Consider the following 18,136-nt stretch of genomic DNA (forward strand, 5'->3'; position numbering starts at 1 on the left):
ATCGCCGGGCGAATTACAACGGCAGGGAGTTTTATGCGCATCATTCATACTGCGGACTGGCATCTGGGGCAGTTCTTTTACAACAAGAGTCGGGCGGCGGAACATCAGGCGTTTCTTGACTGGTTGTTGATCCAGATTGAACAGCATCAGGTGGATGCGTTAATCGTTGCGGGCGATCTGTTCGATACCGGCACCCCGCCCAGCTACGCGCGCGAAATGTTCAACCGCTTTGTGGTGGCGCTGCAGCCCAGCGGCTGTCAGCTGATTGTGCTGGCGGGCAATCACGACTCGGTGGCGACGCTCAATGAGTCACGCGAACTGCTCGCCTGCCTGAATACCCGGGTGATCGCCACGCCTCAGACCAACAGCGATGTGCTGCTGCTCACCACCCGTCAGGGCGAGCCGGGCGTGCTGCTGTGCGCCATTCCTTATCTGCGACCGCGCGATATTCTGCGCAGCCGCGCCGGACAGTCCGGACGCGACAAGCAGACCTCGCTGCTGGAGGCGATTGCTCACCATTATCAGCAGCGCGTGGCTGCTGCGCGGGCGCTGGAGCCGGCTCTGCCAATCGTGGCTACCGGTCACCTCACCACCGTCGGCGTCAGCCAGAGCGACTCGGTGCGTGACATCTATATCGGCACGCTGGACGCCTTCCCGGCCTCCGCGTTCCCGGACGTGGATTACATCGCGCTCGGCCACATTCACCGCGCTCAGCGGGTGGCGGGCACTGAGCACATTCGTTACAGCGGCTCGCCGATTCCACTCAGTTTTGATGAACTGGGCAGTGAAAAAAGCGTCTTCCTGCTGGACTTCACCCCGCGCGGTTTGCAAGCGGTGACGCCGCTGGTGGTGCCGCAGGTGCAGCCGATGCAGGTGCTGAAAGGTTCACTGGCGCAGATCGCGCAGCAGCTCAGCGATTTCAGTGACATGCAGCAGGAAAAACCGACCTGGCTGGATATTGAAGTCACCACTCAGGAGTACCTCAGCGATCTGCAGCGTCAGGTGGAAACCCTGACCGCAGAACTGCCGGTTGAGGTTTTGCTGTTACGCCGCAGCCGCGAGCAGCGTCAGCACAGCCTGGCGCGACTCGATAACGAAACCCTGAGCGAACTGAAAGTGGAAGAGGTGTTTGCCCGTCGCCTGGCGCTGGATAGTGAACTGCAACCGCAGCAGATCGATCAGATGACCACCCTGTTCCGCCAGACGCTGGCCGACATTGAGGAACCACAATGAAGATCCTCACGCTACGGTTTAAAAACCTTAATGCACTGCGCGGTGAATGGTTTATCGATTTCCGCGCTGAACCCTTCGCCAGTAACGGGCTGTTCGCGATTACCGGTGCCACTGGCGCAGGCAAAACCACGCTGCTGGATGCCATCTGCCTGGCGCTCTATCACCAGACGCCGCGTCTCGGCGCCATCTCCCAAAGCCAGAATGCGCTGATGACCCGCGACTGCGCCGAGTGTCTGGCTGAAGTGGAATTTGAGATCAAAGGCGAAGCCTGGCGCGCCTTCTGGAGCCAGAACCGCGCACGCGGCACCGCCGACGGCAAACTGCAGGCGCCGCGGGTTGAGCTGGCGCGCTGTGCCGACGATACCATCGTCGCCGACAAGGTCGGTGACAAACTGAGGCTGATTGAGACCCTTTCCGGCCTCGACTTTGAGCGTTTTACCCGCTCAATGATGCTGTCCCAGGGGCAGTTTGCCGCCTTCCTCAACGCCAAAGCCAGCGAACGGGCCGAACTGCTGGAAGAGCTGACCGGCACCGAAATTTACGGCCAGATTTCCGCCGCAATCTATGAACGTCACAAAGAGGCAAAAACCGCGCTCGACCTGCTGCGCAGCCGGGCGGGAGCCATGGCGCTGCTGGATGACCACACGCGCACCGCGCTGCAACAGCAGATGCTGCAACTGAGCGCGGCGGAACAGACGCTGAGCCGTGACTATCAGCACGCCCAGCAGCAGCAGCAGTGGCAGCAACAGGCGCAGCAGCTCCAGCAGGATATCGCGCAGACCCGCCAGGCGCTGCAACAGGCGGAGGCGGCGGCGCAGGCCGCTGAAGCGGACCGACAGCGGCTGGCGCGCAGCGAACCGGCTGAAAAGCTGCGGGCTACCCTGCAGCAGCGTGACGAACGGGCGAACGCGCTGCGTGAGGTACGCAGTCAGCAGCAGCAGCTGTCCGACGCACACCAGCAGGCGCTGGCTGAACAGCAACGCCAGCAGCAGCACTATGCCACCGCCCAGGCCGCGGCGGAACAGGCACGCCAGCAACAGCAGCAACAGGAGAGCCTGCTGACCGAACAGGTGATGCCGCTGGATCAGTCACTGCAGGCGCTGCAACAGCAGCTGACGCAGCAGCAGCAGGAAAAAGATCGCCAGCAGCAGCAGTGCGATCAGACTCAACGTACGCTGACCGATCAGACTCACCAGCTTACCGTCTTACAACAGGCGATCGCGGAGCAGCAAACCCTGCGTCAGCAGTTAGCCGATATGGCGCAATGGGGCGCATCGCTGCCGCTGTGGCAGGAACGATTTGCCCAGCTGGCGCAGCGCGAGGCGACCCTCGCCGGACTGGCGCAACAGCAGCAGCAACAACAGCAGAAAATCGCGGCGCAGCAAGCAGAACGGGAACAGCAGGCTAAGCAGGCATTACCACGCCAGCAGGCTGAGCAGGCCGCCGCTCAGGCGCTGCTGCAAGCGGAGCAAGTACTAACTTCGCTGCAGAAGCAGCATCCGCCAGCCGCGCTGCGAGAGGCGCTGAGCCAGCTGCACAGTCGCCGCGCGGCGCGGCAGCAGCTGTTACTGCTTTCTACCCAGTGGCACCCGCTGCATCAGCAGCTTGGTCAGCGCCAGCAGCAGCTGGCCGGGCTGGAAAAAGCTCACCAGCAGGCGGAGGCGGAATTACACAGCCTGCGCGAAAGATGGAAACGCGAGAAACAGCAGCTGGATGATGTCGATAAAATCTGCGCGCTGGAGCAGCAGATTGCCGATCTTTCGCAGTATCGCGCCCGGCTCACACCAGACCAGCCCTGTCCGCTGTGCGGCTCCTGCACGCATCCGGCAGTCGCCAGCTACAGCACGCTGGAAATCAGCGCCAATCAACAGCGACGCGCTGCCCTGCAACAGCAGGTCGATGCGCTACGCGAGGCGGGTACCGCCAAAAACGAACAGTTAAAGCAGTCGGCGATCCAGCAGCAGACGCTGCGCGACGACATTGCCGAAACCCAGCGGCAGCTTGTTGGTCTGGAGCAGCAATGGCAGGCGCTCAGCGGTGAGCTGGCACTTACCTTCACCCTGTCAGATCGCGACGCACTGACCCAGTGGCAGCAGCAGCAAAATCAACGCGAACAGCAGCTTGAGCAGCAGCGGCAGGCGCTGGAGGCGGCTGAGCAGGCCCGTCAGGCGGCAAAAGATCACCATCTTCAGCAGTCGCAGGCCTGGCAGCAGCATCTGCAGGCCGAACAGCTGGCACAGCAGTCGCTGGATAACCTGCAGCAGGCGCTGAGCGCGCTGCAACAGCGCCAGCAGCAGGAACAGGCGAGCTGGCAGCAGTTGCAGGACGCGGTACAGCAGCAGTTCAGCCAGCATGGCCTGAGCCTGCCTGCCGCCGCTGAACGAGAATCCTGGCTGGCTGTTCAGCAGTCCCGCTGGCAGCGCTGGCAGGAAAGTGAGCAATTACTCGCTAACCTGCAGCCGCAGCTGCTGCGCGGCGAAACTCAGCTGACCGCGCTGCAACAACAGGCTGAACGTGAACAGCAGCAGCTGACTACTCAGCAGCAGCAACTTCACCATCATCAAACCCGGCTCGACGAGATGCGCCAGCAGCGTCAGGCCCTGTTTGGCGATCGCGAGGTCGCTGTGGCCCGCCAGCAGATGCAGGCCAGCATCCGCCAGCATGAGGCGCAGCTCGCACAGCAGCAGGAGGGGTTACAGCGGGCGCAAAGCGGAGTCAGCAGCCTGCAGGGCCAGCTGGCGGTGCTGGAGAGCCAGCAGCAGCAGCTCGTCACCCGTCTGGCTGAGGCGGAACAGACACTGCTGCAGGCGCTGACGGCCGCCGGTTTCGGTGATGAAGCCACGTTGCGCGCCGCGCTGCTGGATGAGCAGACCGCCCAGCAGCTGCGTCAACAGCTACAGCAGATCGATCAGCACCATCAGCAGCAACAGACGCGGCTGGCGGATCTGCATCAGCGGCAGGCGGCGCACCAGCAGGCGCAGCCCGCTGCGATGCCAGCCTCGGCTGAGGCGCTGGCGCAGCAGCTGGAACAGTTGCGGCTGGCGCTTCGTGACAATGCCAGCCAGCAGGGCCAGATACAGCAACAGCTACAGAGCGATGCCAGCCTACGCCAGCAGCAGCAGAGCCTGATGACACAGATTGCAGAGGATGAAACGGTGCTGGCGCAGTGGGGACTGCTCAACGATCTGATTGGCTCCGCCAGCGGCGACAAGTTCCGGCGCTTTGCCCAGGGCTTAACGCTGGATCACCTGGTGGCGCTCGCCAACCGTCAGCTCGACCGGCTGCATGGCCGTTATCTGCTGCAGCGTCGGGCGCAGGATCTGCTGGAGCTGGACGTGGTGGATACCTGGCAGGCTGACACGGCGCGCGATACCCGCACCCTCTCCGGTGGCGAGAGCTTCCTCGTCAGCCTGGCGCTGGCGCTGGCGTTATCCGATCTGGTCAGCCACAAAACCCGTATCGAATCGCTGTTTCTGGACGAAGGCTTCGGCACGCTGGATGCGCAAACGCTCGATACCGCGCTGGACGCGCTGGATGCGCTCAACGCCAGCGGAAAAACCATCGGTGTGATCAGTCACGTTGAAGCGATGAAAGAGCGGATTCCGGTGCAGATCAAGGTGCGGAAAATGAACGGGCTGGGCTACAGCCAGCTGGAGTTGCCGCAGGGATAACGGGCGCCGCAGCGCCCGCTTTGCCGCCGATCAGCGGACGCTGATCGGCCTGTAGCGCGGACCGGTCAGCAAACCGCCCTGCTCATTCTGCGCCAGCAGGCGATTGCTGGTCAGGCCGGCAATCGAGTGAGCTTTATCGCTGACGTTGTTGGCGATCTGTTTAATCGCCGCATTGACCAGCATGCCGACCAGTCCGCCATTGTTATTGTTGCCCTGTTCACTATCGCTGGCGGTGGCATAACCCTGCCAGATCTCTTTGCCGCTGCGCAGATCAACCAGCCGCGCGGTTGCTGACACGGTGGTCACGCTGTCGATCACCCGGTAGCTGCTGCCGTAATCGGTGATCGAGATATAGAGCGCGCTGTCGGCGTGAAAGATCTTATTCAGGCGAGCCGGACTGACTGCCTGGATTTCACTGCCGCTGGTCAGGCCATTCTGCTGGAAAGTCTCTTCCACTACCGCCACCGGAAACACGTAGTAACCCGCTTCGGCCAGCGGCTGGGTCACCAGCGAGGTCAGGCTGTGAGCGGCATTAATATCCGGAGCTTTGTTTTCGGCCGGTAACACCAGAATCGACGCAGGCTTGCTGGCGCGAAACGCGCTGTAGTCATACGGTTTTTTGTGCTGCGCACAGCCGGTCAGCAGCAGCACGGCCAGTGCGCCGCCCAGGGCAATCAGTTTTTTCACCGGGTCACTCCTTGTTTATTACTCATCAGAAAATCCATGTAAGGGCCGGCTTCCGGAAACAGCTGCTTTTCCATGGCGAACTGGCTAAAGGCTTTATTGGTATCACCGGTTTTGGCGTACAGCAGGCCGAGCTGAGCGTGCAGTCCTGGCGCGACCGGCTGGTTTACCGCACGGGCTTTTTCAACATCCAGATTCAGCGCGTCGATCTGCTTCTGCGGATCGCTATCTTTCTGGTAGTAGCTGTAAATCTGCTGCTGATAATCGCCCCAGTAGTAGAGGGTTTTCGGCGTTTTCGGCGCACAGCCAGCCAGCAGCGCAGCCGCCATCAGCAGACCGCCCAGTGTGATCATTTTCATTTACTGCTTCCTTATTTAGCCGGACGCCAGGCGCCGCTGTTGATTCCATCCACTAAATGATCGACCGCTTCACGAATCGCCAGATCCATGACTTTGCCGTTCAGCGTCGAGTCGTAGCTGCTGGTACCGCCAAAGCCGATGATTTCCCGGGCAGAAAGCTGGTATTCGCCTGCGCCCTGCGCGCTGAACACTACCTCGGAGGTGGCGACGTCCACCACGTTGAGATTAACTTTGGCGTAGGCGATCTGGCTCTTACCCCGACCGAGAATGCCCCACAGCTGCTGATCGCCGACTTCTTTGCGGCCAAACTCAGTGATATCACCGGTGATGATGTAGTTCGCGCCTTTGATATTTTGCTGGCTGCGCCTGAAGTCCGCTTCCTGCTCTAACTCTTTCAGGTTGCTGCGATCGAGCACGCTGAAGCGGTTAGTCTGCTGCAGGTGGGTGATCAGAATGGTTTTTGACTGATTGCCCAGCCGGTCAACGCCATCGGAGAAGATGCCGTTCATATACGAAGAGCGGTTATCAAACTGACCGACGGCAATCGGACTGCGCACGCCCTGGTAAGCGGGCTGGCTGGCCGCGCGGACCTGAGGTGCCTCAATGGCTCGGGATGATTCGGTGGCGCAACCGCTGATCAGCGAAGCACTTAATAAGGTGAGTGCCGCAACGGCATATTTTCTCTGCATTTCTAATCCATGAATAAATAATAAGAAACCGCGCTCGGGGCGGTAAATTCTGGTTCTGCCGACAGTCGGAGTAATGCCATAGCATTCGCCAGTCCGGTCTGTAGACTGTCGGCAACAGCAGAACAGAACTTTAATCAGAATTGGTCAGTTCAATGAATTTAATTAATGTAATTTCGAAAATATTGCCGGGCGTTATTATCGCCGCCCTGCTCAGTGGCTGTCAGCATTCTGAACCACAGCAACGGGATAGCGTCGCCAACCTGTGTCAGCCGACGAAGGATCCCGACAGTGCATCCTGTCAGTGGACTAATCAAATGCAGCACCGACTGAATCAGCAATTCAGCGATGCGTCGCGCTATGCGGGCCAGCAATGCCTGGTCCGGCTGGAGTGGCAACAGAGTGGACGCTATGCGGTGACGCAGACTCAGGGAGATGAAGCGTTGTGCTTACGGGCGTGGCAGCTGGCAGCACAGACGCAGGGATTGCCGCCACCACCGGTGCGTACCCAACCGGCGTGGTTTGGCTTTGCGCCGCGCCAGGCTAGCTTGCCAGCCCATGCTGCCGCCACTGACGCGGGCTGATGCCAAACCAGCGACGAAAGGCGCGCGAAAAGGCGCTGACTTCTGAATAACCCAGCAGCAGCGCCATTTCAGAGATCGGCAGCTGCTTCTGCTGCAGATAGTGAGTGGCCATTTCGCAGCGAACCTGATCCACCAGCGCAGTAAAGCTGCAGCCCTCTTCACGCAGCCGCCGCTGCAGCGACCAGCTCGATAGCCCCAGTTTATCGGCCACCTCTTCCAGCACCGGTTCGCCCTGCATCAGCGACAGATTAACCTGTGAGCGCGCCTGCTCTGCCAGGCTCTGCTGCGAGGCGGCCCGGTTAAGCCGGCGAATCGCATCCTGCATCACCATCAGCAACATCGGATCGCTGTCCGGCATGCTGCGCAGCAGATCGCGCTTCGGGATCACCAGCGAGTTAAACGGTTGATCGAACCAGATTGGGGCATCGAACACTTTACCGTGATCGTGCCACTGTTCCGGGCGCGGATGTTCAAAGTGAACTTCACGCGGCGCCCAGTTTTTGCCTGCCGCATGGCGAATCAGATTCATCAACATGCCCAGCGTCAGCTCCGCATCCTGACGGCGCGACAGAATAGCGCCGTGACGGACCTGATAGTCGAGCCGCCAGCACTCGCCTTTGTCCACCAGCCGGGTCAGCGTGTCGTGCTGATGCCACGGAAAGGCATTAACTACGTTGTGCAGCGCCTGCTCCAGCGTGGCCGAGCAGAGTCCGATATAGCCAATCAGGCCTAATGACTGCGGTTTAAACTGCCTGCCGTAGTGCAAACCGAAGTTATCAAAACCAGAGTGTCGTGCCGCCTCTTCCAGCACCCGACAGTAGTTGACCAGCCCGAGGCTAAGCGTCGGGCTGGCCAGCCGCTCCGGATCGATGCCGCTGATGCCAAAGATGCGGTCAACGTCGCCGCCACGTGTATGAATAAAATCGCTCAGGCCAGTGGCCGCAGCGGCCAGCACGCCGTGATTGCCGGCACCCGCAGCAGCGGAGCAGGCAGCAAACGCATCGGGCTGTTTCATCATCATCGGATTCATGGTCGCCTCAGTCAGAATTTAGGGGATCACCCACTGTCAGACCGAGCAAATTCCGTACCAGCTTAATTGTTCCGGGTTTCAGCCAGTTAGCCAGCCGGCATCGGGCAGGCAGCACTGCGGCAGCGCACTGACGCCCGCCTCTGGTGCATCAGGCACCCACCGGCAACTGCTCGCTCTCCAGATAACGACGACAGAGACGTACCGAGTGGCTGGCCCATTCGGTGCCCAGGCTCTGCGCCATCTCGGTTTCAGCGTGCGATCCTACCCAGGCGGTGAGCTGGATTCGGCGCTGGATCAGCAGCGTCGGCAGCAGCGCCATCTCCCGATCGCTGATGTGCGAGACCTGCTCGTAACCGCGGATCCAGTGATCGATCCATTCTGCCGCGCGCGGATGATGCTCAACAAAACTGATCGCGGCCGCCAGATCGTGCAGATACCAGCCCATCCCGCAGTCATCAAAGTCGATCACCCGGGTTTCGCCGTTGTGCAGCAGCAGATTGGTCAGCCGCAGATCGGCGTGGATCAGGCCATAACGATCCGATCCTTTACCAAACTGCGCCAGCGCCTCGCCCGCCTGAGCGATCGCCTGTTCGACGATCGCGTGATCGGCTGGATGCAGATGCGGCGCATCCTGCCAGCGTCCCCAGTGACTCTGCGCGCTGGTCATGGTGTGGTGATCCCAGATGATGCGCTGGAAGCCTGCCGGCGGCTGCCACTGTTTGCTGTGCTGATGCAGCCGGGCCGTAATCTGCCCCAGCTGCTGAAAGGCACGCGGGTCCACCTCGGTGGTCGGCATCTCGCCGTCAATCCAGTGGAACAGCACCACATAACGCTCGCCGCCGTCGGGCAAACGCAGCGTCAGCACGCGCTCGCCCTGGCTATCGGCTACCGCCTGCGGCACCACAATGCCGGTTTCACGCAGCGCATCCAGCCACAGCAGTTCGCTGAGAATATCCGCTTTTTGATGGTAGTCGCCGCGATGCAGCCGCAGCGCATAGCGTCTGCCGCCCGCCTGGAGCAGGAAGGTGGCATTTTCTGAGCGACAGAGCAGGCGCAGCGTGCCCTGCAGCGCGGCGGGATAATGGCCCAGCGCCTGCTGCGCCAGTGCGGTGAGTTGGGAATCAGTCAGGTTGTCATATTGTTTAGCGCTCATCAGTCCGGCTCCTGGTCACTTGCGTCACCTCAGCATGCGTTGCCAGAACCTGTGCTGCTTGACCGCAGAGCAGTCAAAGTTGACCGCAGCGTGCATCTGGCCCGGTTGTTGCCTGTGAGTTGACCGTGGAGGACAGCATTGACCGCGCCGACGTCAAGTCGCGGCCCGCAAGGCAACGGCATTATCCCTTCACTGTAGCGTAAACCATGATGTGCGGTATCACTGCCGCGCTGCACCAACAACGACGGGGATAACAGTATGACAAACAGACTCAAGCCCACTCTGGGCACCCTGCATCTGTGGGGGATCGCGGTAGGCCTGGTTATCTCAGGTGAATACTTTGGCTGGAGTTACGGCTGGGCGGTGGCGGGCACGCTGGGCTTTCTGGTCACCACCGCGTTGATTGCCACGCTCTACACCTGCTTTATTTTCAGCTTCACCGAGCTGACCACCGCGATTCCACATGCCGGAGGGCCGTTTGCCTACAGCCGCCGCGCTTTTGGTGAAACCGGCGGGCTGATTGCCGGTCTGGCCACGCTGATTGAGTTCGTCTTTGCGCCGCCGGCGATTACGATGGCAATTGGAGCCTACCTCAACGTGCAGTATCCGGCGCTTAACCCGAAAACCGCCGCGGTCGGCGCTTACCTGCTGTTTATGACGCTCAACATTCTTGGCGTGAAACTGGCGGCGATGTTCGAACTGGTGGTCACGGTTCTGGCGGTGATTGAGCTGCTGGTGTTTATGGGCGTGGTGTCACCGGGTTTCAGCCTGGCCAACTTTGCCGCGCACGGCTGGGCCGGCAGCGACAGCTTCGGCATGCCCGCCTTTTCCGGTATTTTTGCCGCTATTCCGTTCGCCATCTGGTTTTTCCTTGCCATTGAGGGAGCTGCGATGGCGGCGGAAGAGGCAAAGGATCCGACCCGCACCATTCCTCGCGCCTACATCAGCGGCATTCTGACGCTGGTGGTGCTGGCGATCGGCGTGATGCTGATGGCAGGCGGCGCGGGCGACTGGCGCAAGCTGTCAGACATTAACGATCCGCTGCCGCAGGCGATGAAAATGATTGTCGGCGAACACTCTAACTGGATGCACATGCTGGTGTGGATCGGCCTGTTTGGGCTGGTAGCCAGCTTCCACGGCATCATTCTCGGCTATTCACGTCAGTTCTTTGCGCTGGCACGCGCTGGTTATCTGCCGCCCGGGCTGGCGAAACTGTCACGCTTCCGGACCCCGCACCGCGCCATCATTACCGGCGGCGTACTGGGGATCGCAGCGATTTACAGCGATGGCATTATTAATTTGCAGGGAATGACGCTGACGGCAGCGATGATCACCATGGCGGTGTTTGGGGCGATTGTGATGTATATCATGAGTATGCTGAGCCTGTTCCGGCTGCGCCGCAGTGCGCCGCAGCTGGCTCGCAGTTTCCGTGCACCAGGCTACCCGATAGTGCCGGGCATCGCCCTGCTGTTATCGGTGGTCTGTCTGCTGGCGATGCTGTGGTTTAACCCGATCATTGGCGCGCTGTTCTTCGCCTTTATGCTGGTGGGCTATCTCTACTTCCTTGCGACCAAAGCCCAGCGCGATCGGGCACCACAGGACAGCATGCTGGTGGGTGAATAGCAGGGCGCGCCCTGCTATTCGGTGCTGATCAGTCGTTGAGCGGCCAGAGCCAGGCCGCTCCACGCACGCCGCTGGAATCGCCATGGTGAGCCTTCAGCACCGGCGTTTCGCATTCGCCGCCAAATACCCATTTTTTCATCAGCGTCGGCACGGTCTGATAGAGACGATCGACATTGCTCATCCCGCCGCCCAGCACGATCACGTCCGGATCGATCAGATTCACCACCTGTGCCAGCGATTTTGCCAGCCGCAGTTCGTAACGGCTCATCGCCTGTTCGGCGATCGGATCCTGCTGCGCCAGCAGCGATACGATCTCCGCGCCTTTACGTGACACCCCGCTCAGCCGCTGATAATCAATAGCGAAACCGGTACCCGAGACGAAGGTTTCAATGCAGCCCTGCTGCCCACAATAACAGGGCACTTCCTGCCGATAACGTAGCTCATCCTCATCCATCCACGGCAGTGGATTGTGGCCCCACTCGCCGGCATTGCCGTTACCGCCGATGCGTGACTGACCATTGATCGCCACCCCGGCACCCGAGCCGGTGCCAATAATCACCGCAAACACCAGCGGCTGACCGGCACCTGCCCCGTCGACCGCCTCAGAAACGGCGAGACAATTCGCGTCGTTGGCGATGCGCACGTCACGATTCAGCGCCTGCGCCAGATCTTTATCCAGCGGCTGGCCGTTGAGCCAGGTGGAGTTGGCGTTTTTTACCCGCTTGCTGTAGGGCGAAATCGTGCCGGGAATACCGAGGCCGACGGTGCCGGTCTGCCCGGTTTTCTGCTCCGCCAGGCGGACCAGATCGACAATCGCCTGTACCGTTGCCTGATAGTCATCACGCGGGGTGTTGACCCGGTGACGAAACAGCTCCTGTCCGGCGTTCGATAACGCAATCACTTCTGTCTTGGTGCCACCCAAATCAATGCCTATGCGCACGGTTTATTCCTCATTATTCGTTCAGGTGGAAGATACAGTAGAAGGCGCCAGCCGGAAAGGCAATGAAACCACTCCGATGTTTCGCTATCATGCGCGCTGACTCTGTTAGACTTGTGCGCCCGATCGCGCCACGGTAAGGAATCCCGATGTTGTGGTTTAAAAATATGATGGTTTATCGTCTGAATCGTGACATTCCGTTGTCCGCAGACGAGATGGAAAAACAGCTCGACGCCTTCACTTTTTCGCCGTGTGGCAGTCAGGATATGAGCAAAACCGGCTGGGTACCGCCGATGGGCAACCGCAGCGATGCACTGACGCATGAAAACAACGGCCAGATTGTCATCTGCGCCCGTAAAGAAGAGAAAATCCTGCCGTCTCCGGTAGTGAAACAGGCGCTGGAAGCGAAAATCGACAAGCTGGAAGCGGAGCAGAGCCGCAAGCTGAAGAAGACCGAAAAAGATTCGCTGAAAGATGAAGTACTGCACAGCCTGCTGCCGCGTGCCTTCAGCCGCTTCAGCCAGACTTACCTGTGGATCGACACGGTGAACAACCTGATTATGGTTGACTGCGCCAGTGCCAAAAAAGCGGAAGATACGCTGGCGCTGCTGCGCAAAAGCCTCGGCTCACTGCCGGTGGTGCCGCTGACGCTGGAAAGCCCGATTGAACTGACCCTGACCGAATGGGTACGCTCCGGCGACGTGCCGGCCGGTTTCGCCCTGATGGATGAGGCGGAGCTGAAAGCAATTCTGGAGGATGGCGGCGTGATCCGCTGCAAGAAGCAGGATCTGGTGTGCGATGAGATCGCTAATCACATCGAAGCGGGCAAGCTGGTGACCAAACTGGCGCTGGACTGGCAGGAGCGCATTCAGTTTATGCTGGCCGACGACGGTTCAGTCAAACGCCTGAAGTTCAGCGACACGCTGCGTGACCAGAATGACGATATTGATCGTGAAGATTTTGCTCAGCGTTTTGACGCCGACTTTATTCTGATGACCAGCGAACTGGCTGCGCTGACCAGCAACCTGGTGGAAGCATTAGGCGGCGAAGCCCAGCGTTAAGCCGGTGCTGCCCTGAAAGAAAATGGCCGCATTGCGGCCATTTTTTTATCCTTTCAGGTAGCGACAGAGATAGGAGCTGGGTTCGCCAACCTGCAAATGAAATTCGCTGTGGCCCGGCACGTTGAACACCGAACCCGCTTCAAACCATTGCCACTCGGTTTCACCCGGCAGCAGCACCTTCAGCGACCCGCTTACCACGGTCATCTCTTCCGGCTGAGCGGTACCAAAGGTATATTCGCCTTCAGCCATCACGCCCACGCTGGCACGGCCGGTGCTCGCACTGTCAAAACCAATGGATTTAACTTTTCCGTCAAAATACTCACTAATGTTGAGCATAATACTTCCTCACAGCACATTAAGGTGTCTGGCAGTGTAGAAGGGAACTCGCTGATCTGTCACGCGAAATGATGGTCGTTTGTGATCTCTCACGTCAGCCCAGCAGTTCCGCCGCCAGTCTGGCCACCAGCTGGTTAGAGAGCAGTACCGGTACGCCAAGCCGCGACTGCAACGCGGCCCGATGCTGCTGGTGATAGCCAATACAGTCCAGCACCACCAGCCCGACATCAGCAGCCTGCAAAGTGCGGGCTGCTGCTGCGAACGTCTGCTCATCAGCCAGATAAGGGCTGGCGACGGCGAAACAGGGCGGCGATGGTAACTGCCGCCATTTACCGGCCTGTTCAACGATCTGCTCCTCTACCGGCACCACGATGCCCACCCGTTGCTGCTGCACCAGTGCGCGGATCAGCGGAGGGATAATACGATCCGGCTCCAGCAGCAGTGCGCGCCGGGTACTTAAAGTACCGAACTCGCCGGTACACAGCAGCAGAATGGTGTCGTAACCGGCCTGCTCCAGCGCGCTGATTTTGCGCTGTAATCCCTGCTCCACCTTTGGTGCCGCCAGCCGTACCTGCTCACCGCTCTGCAGCCGGGAAACCAGGACCGCCTCACCCGCCGCCGGAGCATACTGCACCGCGATGTCGGCCGCGCTTAATCCATCCAGCAAACCAGCATGGTCGGTAACGGCGTCCGGCAGATGCTGGCGCAGCAGTGGCAGAATATCGCTGCGCGGTGACTGACCGATAGTCAGGGTGACCAGAGATTTAGCCATATCAGTGATTCCGCTGGCGCAAGTGCCCCAGGCTGCCGTACAGCGCCAGCAGCCGCGCATACTCTTCAGCGTCATAAAAGTGGCAGGTCTCGCGACCAAACTCTTTCGCCACTTCAACCGCAAATTTTGCCGCGGCGGCGATATCCACCTCATGACTGGCTCCGGTACCGCAGCCCGGTACCACCGATTCCGCAGTGATCGCGACCCCGACCACCGGCACATCGGTGGCGGTCGACGGTTGCAGAATGCTGTTCAGATGGTAGATGCCGTTGCCGTAGGGGGTGATGTCCTGAGTGGTAATCGGAAAAGTGACGGCCGGACGACCGGTAGTCATCTCCATGATGCGCAGCAGATCCTCAGACACCCGCAGGATGTAACCCTCTTTCACCGTGGGCGACAGCGCAAAGCCCTTGTGGTTGATGATACGGTTACCTTTGGTGGTGTCGATTGACAGAATCGCATCCACTCCCGCCATCACCTCATTATCATTCATGGTGACATCGTCAATTGGCGAATCCATAAAGTCGACCGGCTGATGCGGACGGGTTGGTGCATCCGGGCAGATGTGGGTGGTGACAATCACATCTCCGCTCAGGCGATCGCCTTTGAGCTGCATCTGGGCCAGCTTCAGCGCACTGGCGATCGCCGCCACGGCACCGTCCGCATCTGACACCATGCCGATACGGCCTGGACGCGCGCCAATACCGCCAAGACGCCCGATAATGCCCAGCGTCGGTGCAGCGCCGCCGCTGGCTTTGCCCTGGGTGCCGGGAATATCGATGCGGATAAAATCGGTACGGCCTTTAGGGCCGGTAACCCGGGTAAAACTGGCTTCCACCTGCGGATACGCGGCGAACAGATCCACCACCTGCTGCCCATCAATCAGAGCACTATCCAGTAACTCAAAAACCTGTAAGGTCTGCTGTAAACTCATGGTTAATCCTTAGCTATTTCTTACTGCTGCTGGCAAACAACGAATTAAAGAAGCTGTACAGGGCATCGCCAGCAATAAAGCCTGCCGCCATCACTTCCATCGGCGATCGGCCGCGCTCACCCCAGACACGAATGATCACGATACGCAGCGCAATACCCACCACCACCGCCCAACCGGCCATGGCGTTATTGATCAATAAACCGGTGGCTAACAGCACGCCCAGCTGGCGTTTTGGTCCACCAATCAGCTGAATAATCGCGCCTGGGATGGCCCAGATCAGCAGGTTGCCGGCGATGCCTGGCTCTGCGCCAGCCTGAATGGTTTTGGCATAGACCCGCGCGACCGGCGGCAGCAGGTTATCGGTGAAGAACAGCGTGTGGGCATACCAGACCAACGGAATCGAGACCACAAAGGCGATCATTGCGGCGATCAGCTGAATACGACGGCCCCACAGCTCCTGCTGCATATCCGCGCCGTTACCGCGCAGGATAAAGCCCGCCTTGAGGTCGTAACCCATATCGGCAAAGGCTGGCCCGGTCGCGGCGGTAAAGCCGCACAGCAGGCAAAGCGCCAGCGGCGGGAAGCCGATCAGAATACCGATAATCAGGGTGATCAGCGCCACCGCAAACGCCGGAAACCAGCCAGAGTGCATGGCGGCAATACCGACAATCAGTTCGTGAACGAAGGCGGCAAAGGCGGCGTAGAGAATAAACAGCAGCAGCATGGCCAGCCCCATTTCACTCCACAAACCGCCGGCCAGCGCCAGCAGCGCTGAAATAATGATATAGCCCGCACTGCCCAGTCCCAGCGCCCGCTGCACTTCATTGCCGTTACGGCTGACCACCAGCGCGTCATTTTTGCGGCTGCGGATCACCATTACCACCTGAATCAGCGCCACCAGTCCGGCCCCGACCATAACGCCATGAGGAATATAGAGCGCGTTAATATCAATGCCGGCCACCGGCTGGGCATAGGCGCGCAGCAGGAAGCCAATGCCCAGCATCGACAGCGCCCAGATGTTGCCGATAAACGCGGTACCAAAGGCGGACATTGGAATCTTCAGCATCGCGCCGACGATGCCGCCCACAATGCCCATCACCAGCAGCCAGGCCTGACGTCCGCCTCTATCGCCCGCCTTAATCGCTTCTGCGGCCGCGACGCCCGGCGGCCAGGCGTTGCTGGCCGGGAAGACGCGGGTATCAAACAGCCGATAGAGCAGCCAGGCATCCAGCAGCATGGCGGCACTGACGCCACAGAACAGCGGCAGCACCAGCTGTGGCTCGCCCAGCGCCCACGGGACGGCAATTGGCATCAGCAAGCTGTTAGCGGCACCGAAAGTAGCCGAGGAGATGGCGGTCTGCGCCAGATTCTGAATCTCTATTGAGCGATAGCGGCGAAATGCCTGCAGTGGAATGCGCGCCAGTAACATCGCAAACAGCGCGCCGATAATTGAGGTATTGGGCGTCACCCCAATGGTGGTGATCAACTGAATACCAATAATGGCACCCGCAATCGACAGAAAAATTAAAACCAGCGCAACGCCAACGTGCTTAATCGGATTTACCCGTTCCATCTATTCCCCTCTCCCTTCCCAGACGAAATGAAATAACGTTTTGCCAGCCCGCTGGCTTACGTCGTTTTTATATTTCACTGATCTGACACGCTGATCGTTGCGGCAGCAGGACGCGTGTGCGTACCGTCCCGGCGACGCACCTGAGACGTGGGGAGGCCCGCACAGACAACCGAAGCGCTGCGTAAAGAGTGGCGGTCAGATTAAAAGAAAAAGGCCCGAAGGCCTTTGTTTTTCCCTGGTGTGGCGAAATATTACGCCGATAAAATCGTTGTGACGTTACGCGCCAAACTTCTCAGCCATCTGTGCGGCGGTTGCGCGTAAGGCGTCAAGCAGTGCTGGCGGGTAGCCCGGCGCAGTCTCCTGCGACAGAAACGACAGGCAGAGCGCTACCGTTTCGCCATGATGTTTGTTGTGCACGATGACTGACAGCGAACTGATGCCAGGCAAGGTTTCATTGCGTGCCAGTGACCAGCCGTGCTGACGCACTTCAGCCAGTCTGGCACACAGCGCGTCGGGCGTTTGCGGCGAATTAGCTGAAACGACCTGCCAGTCATCACGGTAGCGCGCCTGTACCTCTTCATCGCTCAACTGGGCTAACAGCGCCCGGCCGGTAGAGGTTGCGGCAGCGGGCATCCGGCTGCCTGGCGGTGTCACCATCTGGGTAAAATGGCGACCGTGATACATACGCATAACTAATATTTCGCGTCCGGCCAGCTTAGAGACGTATCCCATGCAGCCGGTGCTTTCAGCCAGTCTGATCATCGCGGCGGAAACGCTATCGACCAGAGGTGCCGAGAGATAATGCCCGGCGGCGGCCAGCAGTACGCGACCAATGTGATAGCCGCGCGTTTCGGCATCCCGCTCCAGCAATCCCTGACTCTCCATCGTCGCAAGCAGACGCGAAACGGTGCTCTTTGGCAGCGTTAATGCCTCAACCACCTCGCTAAACGTCAGGCCGACATGGCCCTGCGTCACGCCTTTATGCTGGAACAATCTGAGTACCGCGGCGGCGTTTTCGAGTGTGGTCATGCTGCTAGTTTCACTATATGGAACTGAGTTCCTGAATCGGGTAAGTCGAAAATAAAGCGTTGAGCTGAATCGGTCAAGTGACAATTTTTAGCACGGTCGATTGGCAGACGGACAAAATACGGGCAGATAAATGATTAGCGGGGCTTTATCTGGTGACGGAGAGATCGGGCAGGACAGAAAACAGTGCAAAACCGGGTTCAGCAGAAAATTTGCACAGAATTGAAGATCGGGTCGGCGGGCTTACAGGCTGGCGTCCCTGCCAGCGGCAACGTTTTACTCTTTTTCGACGTCTTCATAACGCAGTTTGGCGTCGCGCGCTTCCTCTTCCGTTTCATGCTCGCTGATTAACGAATTCGGTTTAGGATGGTCAGCACGTAATTCGTACGACGTCACTTTGTTGGCTTCGGTGCCCTTTTCAACCGGCACAATGCGCGCTTCGCGTGGATAGGGTGGTCTTGTCGGCATACGGTC

At 59.5% G+C, this 18,136-nt stretch carries 17 protein-coding genes; 5 read left to right on the plus strand and 12 right to left on the minus strand.

Annotation, left to right across the window (positions count from 1 at the left end):
- The first annotated feature begins 33 nt into the window (after nt 1–33).
- Nucleotides 34–1,233 (plus strand): exonuclease subunit SbcD, encoded by a 1,200-nt coding sequence (gene sbcD, locus ACLIBF_RS16480; protein ID WP_031374704.1) that lies wholly within the window; start codon nt 34–36, stop codon nt 1,231–1,233.
- Nucleotides 1,230–4,904 (plus strand): AAA family ATPase, encoded by a 3,675-nt coding sequence (locus ACLIBF_RS16485; RefSeq protein ID WP_279809566.1) that lies wholly within the window; start codon nt 1,230–1,232, stop codon nt 4,902–4,904. Before sbcD ends, ACLIBF_RS16485 begins: the two co-directional genes overlap by 4 nt.
- 30 nt (nt 4,905–4,934) lie before the next feature.
- Here ACLIBF_RS16485 and ACLIBF_RS16490 read toward each other — a convergent pair whose 3' ends face one another.
- The 3 genes from ACLIBF_RS16490 to ACLIBF_RS16500 are packed head-to-tail and all read right to left on the minus strand — an operon-like array spanning nt 4,935 to nt 6,636.
- Nucleotides 4,935–5,591, minus strand: a complete 657-nt coding sequence (locus tag ACLIBF_RS16490; RefSeq protein WP_031377609.1) for a DUF799 domain-containing protein — start codon at nt 5,589–5,591, stop codon at nt 4,935–4,937.
- On the minus strand, nt 5,588–5,947 hold the full coding sequence (locus ACLIBF_RS16495; protein ID WP_159223817.1) for a DUF4810 domain-containing protein: 360 nt from the start codon (nt 5,945–5,947) through the stop codon (nt 5,588–5,590). Before ACLIBF_RS16495 ends, ACLIBF_RS16490 begins: the two co-directional genes overlap by 4 nt.
- Before the next feature lie 11 nt (nt 5,948–5,958).
- Nucleotides 5,959–6,636, minus strand: a complete 678-nt coding sequence (locus ACLIBF_RS16500; protein ID WP_279809567.1) for a CsgG/HfaB family protein — start codon at nt 6,634–6,636, stop codon at nt 5,959–5,961.
- 152 nt (nt 6,637–6,788) lie between these two features.
- On the opposite strand from ACLIBF_RS16500, the gene ACLIBF_RS16505 reads away from it, so the two are divergent.
- Nucleotides 6,789–7,217, plus strand: coding sequence for a cell envelope integrity TolA C-terminal domain-containing protein (locus ACLIBF_RS16505; protein WP_279809568.1), 429 nt, complete (start codon nt 6,789–6,791; stop codon nt 7,215–7,217).
- On the opposite strand, the gene qhpR is transcribed toward ACLIBF_RS16505, so the two are convergent.
- Together qhpR and ACLIBF_RS16515 are read right to left on the minus strand one after the other, a co-directional pair.
- On the minus strand, nt 7,177–8,247 hold the full coding sequence (gene qhpR, locus ACLIBF_RS16510) for an AraC-like transcriptional regulator QhpR (protein WP_084227763.1): 1,071 nt from the start codon (nt 8,245–8,247) through the stop codon (nt 7,177–7,179). The genes ACLIBF_RS16505 and qhpR overlap by 41 nt on opposite strands.
- Before the next feature lie 148 nt (nt 8,248–8,395).
- Nucleotides 8,396–9,400: a phosphotransferase enzyme family protein gene (locus tag ACLIBF_RS16515; protein ID WP_031377605.1), complete on the minus strand. Its 1,005-nt coding sequence runs from the start codon at nt 9,398–9,400 to the stop codon at nt 8,396–8,398.
- A 258-nt stretch (nt 9,401–9,658) separates the two neighbouring features.
- Between ACLIBF_RS16515 and eat the strand changes: the two genes are divergently transcribed.
- On the plus strand, nt 9,659–11,023 hold the full coding sequence (gene eat, locus ACLIBF_RS16520; protein WP_279809569.1) for an ethanolamine permease: 1,365 nt from the start codon (nt 9,659–9,661) through the stop codon (nt 11,021–11,023).
- A 28-nt stretch (nt 11,024–11,051) separates the two neighbouring features.
- Here eat and mak read toward each other — a convergent pair whose 3' ends face one another.
- Entirely contained in the window at nt 11,052–11,963 is a 912-nt protein-coding gene (gene mak, locus ACLIBF_RS16525) for a fructokinase (RefSeq protein ID WP_279809570.1), read from the minus strand.
- A 146-nt stretch (nt 11,964–12,109) separates the two neighbouring features.
- Between mak and rdgC the strand changes: the two genes are divergently transcribed.
- Nucleotides 12,110–13,021: a recombination-associated protein RdgC gene (rdgC, locus tag ACLIBF_RS16530; protein WP_031377602.1), complete on the plus strand. Its 912-nt coding sequence runs from the start codon at nt 12,110–12,112 to the stop codon at nt 13,019–13,021.
- A gap of 45 nt (nt 13,022–13,066) precedes the next feature.
- On the opposite strand, the gene ppnP is transcribed toward rdgC, so the two are convergent.
- The 6 genes from ppnP to ACLIBF_RS16560 form a co-directional block, all read right to left on the minus strand.
- Complete coding sequence (gene ppnP, locus ACLIBF_RS16535) at nt 13,067–13,357, minus strand: pyrimidine/purine nucleoside phosphorylase (protein WP_031377601.1); 291 nt, start codon at nt 13,355–13,357, stop codon at nt 13,067–13,069.
- Between the two features lie 94 nt (nt 13,358–13,451).
- Nucleotides 13,452–14,129, minus strand: coding sequence for an AroM family protein (locus tag ACLIBF_RS16540; RefSeq protein ID WP_069727924.1), 678 nt, complete (start codon nt 14,127–14,129; stop codon nt 13,452–13,454).
- 1 nt (nt 14,130) lies between these two features.
- The gene (locus tag ACLIBF_RS16545; protein WP_031377599.1) at nt 14,131–15,063 is read right to left on the minus strand and encodes a DUF1177 domain-containing protein; all 933 of its coding nucleotides are present in this window, start codon (nt 15,061–15,063) and stop codon (nt 14,131–14,133) included.
- A 13-nt stretch (nt 15,064–15,076) separates the two neighbouring features.
- Nucleotides 15,077–16,636, minus strand: coding sequence for an OPT/YSL family transporter (locus tag ACLIBF_RS16550; RefSeq protein WP_069727922.1), 1,560 nt, complete (start codon nt 16,634–16,636; stop codon nt 15,077–15,079).
- Nucleotides 16,637–16,912: 276 nt separating this feature from the next.
- Entirely contained in the window at nt 16,913–17,665 is a 753-nt protein-coding gene (locus tag ACLIBF_RS16555; protein ID WP_279809571.1) for an IclR family transcriptional regulator, read from the minus strand.
- Between the two features lie 273 nt (nt 17,666–17,938).
- Nucleotides 17,939–18,130 carry a YaiA family protein gene (locus tag ACLIBF_RS16560; protein ID WP_031377596.1) on the minus strand — a complete coding sequence of 64 codons (192 nt, stop codon included), beginning with the start codon at nt 18,128–18,130 and terminating at the stop codon, nt 17,939–17,941.
- Nucleotides 18,131–18,136: the final 6 nt, after the last annotated feature.

Source organism: Pantoea sp. PGP6 (genome assembly GCF_053474785.1).